Source organism: Pseudonocardia sp. KRD291, from assembly GCF_019263595.1.
Taxonomy (GTDB): Bacteria; Actinomycetota; Actinomycetes; order Mycobacteriales; family Pseudonocardiaceae; genus Pseudonocardia.
Map to the genome: position 1 here is coordinate 1 of NZ_JADQDD010000359.1, position 5459 is coordinate 5459.

The 5459-nt window shown below is 72.7% G+C and carries 3 protein-coding genes; all 3 read left to right on the plus strand.

Going from position 1 to position 5459, the window contains the following annotated elements; translation table 11 throughout:
* Window positions 1-441: 441 nt before the first annotated feature.
* A complete protein-coding gene (gene ssb, locus I4I78_RS29570) occupies window positions 442-966 on the plus strand; it encodes a single-stranded DNA-binding protein (protein WP_218614795.1) in 525 nt (174 codons plus the stop codon).
* Between the two features lie 25 nt (window positions 967-991).
* A complete protein-coding gene (gene ettA, locus I4I78_RS29575) occupies window positions 992-2668 on the plus strand; it encodes an energy-dependent translational throttle protein EttA (protein ID WP_218614796.1) in 1677 nt (558 codons plus the stop codon).
* Window positions 2669-2834: 166 nt separating this feature from the next.
* A partial coding sequence (locus tag I4I78_RS29580) for a hypothetical protein (protein ID WP_218614797.1) occupies window positions 2835-5459 on the plus strand: 2625 nt, incomplete at its 3' end.

Here is a 5459-nt window from a genome sequence, read left to right on the forward strand (position 1 = left end):
AATGTGAGAGGGCCCGTACAGAGTGATCTGTGCGGGCCCTCTCCTTTTTTGCGTTGTGCTGATTGCGGTGCGCGGGTGGGCGTCACGGAATGGTTGGTTGCGGGTCCGGGAGGTGACGCCCGGTCTGTTTCCGGTCCGGGGTGTCGCGCCGAACGTCACGTAATGGCGCTCAGGCCGACCATTACGTGACGGCCGGACATCTGTTGCCGGCCGGCCGGCCGGCCGCGGCGTCGGTCCGGGCGTGGATGTGTCCGGGCCGGAGTGATCCTCGGCCGGGTGAGTGCCGACGTCCGACGGTCGTGGGTCGGGTTGCTCCGGATGAGTCGTGGGTGTCCACAACCTGCGCGGCCCGTCCCCAGATCTCGAAGCGCGGGTGCATCTCGCGGTGGCGCAGTGATGCTGGACAGGACAGTTCCACCGCAGCCTCTCGAGGAGATCGTCATGCGAACCCTGATCACCGTGTCCGGCAACCTGACCAACCAGCCCGTCTCGCGGAGCACTAAGGACGGTGTGCAGGTCGTCGAGTTCGGTCTCGCCTGCAACAGCCGCAGGCAGGACCGGTCGACGGGGCTGTGGGAGGACGGCGAGGCGAGCTTCTTCACCGTCACGTGCTGGCGCAAGCTCGCGGAGAACGTGCTGGACAGCCTGCACAGGGGTGACCCGGTGCTCGTGCACGCGCGGTTCTCCACCCGCGAGTACACACGTGCCGACGGCACGCTCCGGTCGGAGCTCAAGCTCGAGGCGCAGTCGGTCGGGCCGGACCTGGGACGGTCGCGGGCGATCGTGCGCCGCACGACGCGGCCGGCCGTCGACGCCACCGATGCGTCCCCGGTCGTGGCGGACGGCGGGGCCGACGTTCCCGAGCCCCGTGCTGGTGAGGGCGAGGAAGCGCGGTCGTACCGGGGCGAGGAGGCGGAGCTCGCGGACTCACGTCCCCTGGTGGCAGTACCGGCCGCTGATGCCTGAGCGTGGGCGAACTACCATTGCAAACGTGGCGGACCTGATTTATACGATGAGAAACGTGCGCAAGGCGCACGGCGACAAGGTCATCCTCGAGAACGCGTCGATCAGCTTCCTGCCGGGCGCGAAGATCGGTGTCGTGGGGCCCAACGGGGCCGGTAAGTCCACGGTGCTCAAGATCATGGCGGGGCTCGAGCACGCGAACAACGGAGACGCCATCCTGGCGCCCGGCGCGACGGTCGGGATCCTGCAGCAGGAGCCCCCGTTGAACGAGGAGAAGACCGTCCTCGGCAATGTCGAGGAGGGCGTCGGGGAGATCAAGGTCAAGCTCGACCGGTACAACGCGATCGCCGAGCAGATGGCGACCGACTACACCGACGAGCTGATGGAGGAGATGGGCGCGCTCCAGGAGGAGCTCGACCACGCCGACGCGTGGGAGCTGGACTCCCAGCTCGAGCAGGCCATGGACGCGCTGCGGTGTCCCCCCGGCGACGCGGAGGTCGCGCACCTGTCCGGCGGTGAGCGCCGCCGGGTGGCGCTGTGCAAGCTCCTGCTCTCCAAGCCCGACCTGCTCCTGCTCGACGAGCCCACGAACCACCTGGACGCCGAGAGCGTCCTGTGGCTGGAGCAGTTCCTGTCGAGCTACGCGGGCGCCGTCCTGGCCGTCACCCACGACCGGTACTTCCTGGACAACGTGGCCGGCTGGATCCTGGAGATCGACCGCGGCCGCACCTACCCGTACGAGGGCAACTACTCGACGTACCTGGAGAAGAAGGGCGAGCGCCTCGCCGTCCAGGGCAAGAAGGACCAGAAGCTCCAGAAGCGCCTCAAGGACGAGCTGGCCTGGGTTCGGTCGAACCCGAAGGCCCGCCAGGCGAAGAGCCGTTCGCGGCTCGACCGCTACGAGGAGATGGCGGCCGAGGCCGATCGGCACCGCAAGCTCGACTTCGAGGAGATCCAGATCCCGCCGGGGCCGCGTCTGGGCAGCACCGTCGTCGACGTCTCGCACCTGGACAAGGGCTTCGACGGCCGTCAGCTGATCAAGGACCTGTCGTTCACCCTGCCCCGCAACGGGATCGTCGGCGTCATCGGCCCGAACGGCGTGGGCAAGACGACGCTGTTCAAGACGATCGTCGGTCTGGAACCCGCCGACTCCGGTGAGGTGCGGATCGGTGACACGGTGAAGCTGTCCTATGTCGACCAGAACCGTGGCGGGCTCGACCCGAAGAAGACCGTCTTCCAGACGGTCTCCGACGGGTTGGACTACATCCAGGTCGGCAACGTCGAGATGCCCTCCCGCGCCTACGTGGCGGCGTTCGGCTTCAAGGGCCCGGACCAGCAGAAGCCGGCGGGCGTGCTCTCCGGCGGTGAGCGCAACCGGCTGAACCTGGCACTGACTCTCAAGCTGGGCGGGAACCTGATCCTGCTCGACGAGCCGACGAACGACCTGGACGTCGAGACGCTGGGTTCGCTCGAGAACGCGCTCGAGCAGTTCCCGGGCTGCGCCGTGGTCATCTCCCACGACCGCTGGTTCCTGGACCGGGTGTGTACCCACATCCTGGCCTGGGAGGGCGGCGACTCGAACCCGGCCTCGTGGTTCTGGTTCGAGGGCAACTTCGAGTCCTACGAGAAGAACAAGGTGGAGCGTCTGGGGGCGGACGCCGCGCGACCGCACCGCGTCACGCACCGTAAGCTCACCCGGGACTGATCACCACCAGACCGGGCGCTCCCCGCCTCCCGGTGGGGGAGCCGCGTCTCAGGGCGGCCGGGCCGGTGGTGTCACAGGAGGCGATGTGACGTCGGAGCTGCGTCATCGGCACGGCCCGTCCGGGAGAAGCGGTGGTGGCGGCCGGTCCGGTACGAGCGGACCGGAGATGCTCGAGGCGGCGGCGGCCCTGCGGTGGCGCAGGCCGCGGCTCACCGCCGAGCTCGCCCGGCAGGTCGTCGACGACGCGGTGGCCGCCGGTGACGGATCGCTCTGGCTGCGTGCGGCCGGGTGGTACCTGCACGGGCGGGCCGCGACCGAGGACGCGCGCGGCGCGGCCGTCGAGACCCTGACGGCGTGGGACGCGTTCCCGGGTGGGGCGCGGATCGGCGACGCGGACGCGGCGCGCCTGCGGGTCGAGCTCGCGGTGATCGCGCAGAGCAACGGCGACCTCGAGCAGGCGCGGTCGCTGGTGGCCGGGCCTGCGGGCGCCGATGCCCGGCCTGCCCGGCAGGAACCCGGGGTCGAGTCGAGCGAGCTGGAGCTCGACCGGCTCGCGGTACTGGTGCGCTGCGCCCTCGCCGGCGACGGCGGGGAACTGCCGGACCTGAAGCGGTCCGTCGACGTGCTCGGCAGCCGGCTGCGCGCGGAGCCGGCCGCTCTCGCCGACCTGCTCGTGGGGTCGATCCACCGGTCGTCGGGTGACGGCCGGGCGGCGGTGGAGTCGGCACTCGACGGCCTCGCGAACCTGGGCTGGACCCCGGATGTCCCCGACGCCGTCCCGACCTCACCGCATCTCGCTGCCGCGCTGTTCAGCCAGTGGATCACCGCGCTGCTCGACGACGCGTCGTCCGCCGAGGTGTCGACGGCGGTCCGGGCGGTCCGTGATCAGCACGAGCAGGTCGACACCGGCCGTCAGGGGGTCCTGCTGCGGTTGATCCTCGCCCGCGCGTTGCCGGACACCGCGGCGCGTACGGCAGCCGCGCTGCGTGACGTCGCCGACCGGGCGGCCGACGCCGGGGCGCCGTCGCTCGAGGCGGCGTGCCGTGCGACCCAGGCCGAGGTGCACGAGGGGATCGGCGAGTACCGCGAGGCGCTCGCCGCGCTGCGGGCCGGCACGGTCGCGGAGCGGGTGGACCGGAGCAGCGCACAGCGGTTCCGGGATGCCCTCACCTCCGTCTGCGGACTCCACGCGGGCACCGTGCCGCCGGCGCGCCCGGCCGACGTGGCCCTCCCGGGCGCGGGCCTTCTCGATGTCTCGCCGGTCGACGACATCGGTGCGGCGCGGATCGACGAGGGCTCGGGGAAGCCCCGCCGTCGCGGCCGGCACGGCACCGTTGCGGGTGCCGTCGGCGCACTCGACGCGGCCGATGCGGCTCGTCCGTGGACCGCTGGACAAGAGGAACGCGGACCGGTCGAGCACGGATCGGGCGAGCACGGGCCGGTCGAGCACGGGCCGGGCGAGCGCCGATCGGGCGAGCACCGACCGGACGAGCACCGACCGGACGAGCGTCGGACCGAGGGGCACGCGCCTGCGAAGCGTGGGCCGGACGAGTGCGGGGCCGGGGACGTCGTGGATGCGGTACCGGGTCCGTCGCCGTCGCCGGAGGGGACCGACGAGATCCGGGGCCATCTCCTGGAGTGGGCCGAGAGGTCCTGGTACGGCCCGGGTCGGCTCGGTCGGCCGGACGCGACCGCCGACAGCGGTGCACCGCTCGCGGACGCGATGGTGGAGGAGCTGCGGCAGGCGGCGTCGCGACCGGCCGCTCCGACCTCCGACCCGGGCAGCGACGGGTCCGGTTCCCGCCCGGTCGCTGACGAGCCGCTCGGGCCGGTCGCTGACGAGCCGCTCGGGCCGGTGGCCGGAGCGCGCGGTGACGGTGACGGGTCGACCGGTGAGCAGGCGACGCCGATGCGTCGCGAACCGTGGGCCGCGCTGATGCCGGGAGCGTGGCTCGTCCACCCGGAGACCGATGCGGCGCCGCACGTCAACGGGCACGACGGTCCGGGTCCGGAGCGGCTCGACGGCCGGGTCGTGACCGGGGACGACGAGCCGACGCCCGGCGCGGACGTGGCGTCCGATCCGGCGACCGCGTCCTCCGCCCGGAACGGGCACCATGCGTCGACGGGGTGCGGCGCCGAGTCGTCCGGCGGCGCGGTCGTGGACGTCGGTGACTACCTCGTCGTGCTCGATCTGTGGCAGGGCGACCGGCCGGTGCGGCACCCGTCCGCGGCCGCGGTGGTGCGCGACGTCGCGGAGCGGGCCGGTCGGCTGGTCCCACCTCGCGGGGAGATCCGCCTGCGGGAGTCGCCCGCCGGCGGCGATGGGCTGGTCGACGACCGCGGCGACGCCATGGGCGAGGGCACGGCCGAGGGCACGGGTGACGGCACGGGTGACGAGGCCGACCCGGGGCGGGTCGAGGTCGTCCTGCCGGATGCCGACCGGGTGACGGCGATGTTGTGGGCGCAGTCGCTGGTCGGCTACGTCGCGGGACGGGTCGGCCGGGGCGGGTTGCCGGCGGAGACGACGCTGCGATCGCGGGTGCACGACACGACCGGTCCCGTCGGAGACGGCGTGCTGCGCGGGCTGACCGGGCCGGAGGGGCCTCGCGACGAGCTCGATGCCCCGTCGCGCAGGCACGCCGGGGAGAGACCGGAGGCCGACGCCGGTGTGCCGGTGACCGACCGCGACGCGTCGGTGGCCGCCCCGGCCGCGGACGGAGCGCAGTCCGACCGGACGGAGCCCGGGACGGAGGATGGCCCGTCGCAGCCGCTCGCAGGCGGCCCGGGACGG

What these genes read in the sequence shown, in the direction of transcription:
- ssb (WP_218614795.1), top strand. Translation starts at nt 442, where the DNA reads ATGCGAACCCTGATCACCGTGTCCGGCAACCTGACCAACCAGCCCGTC.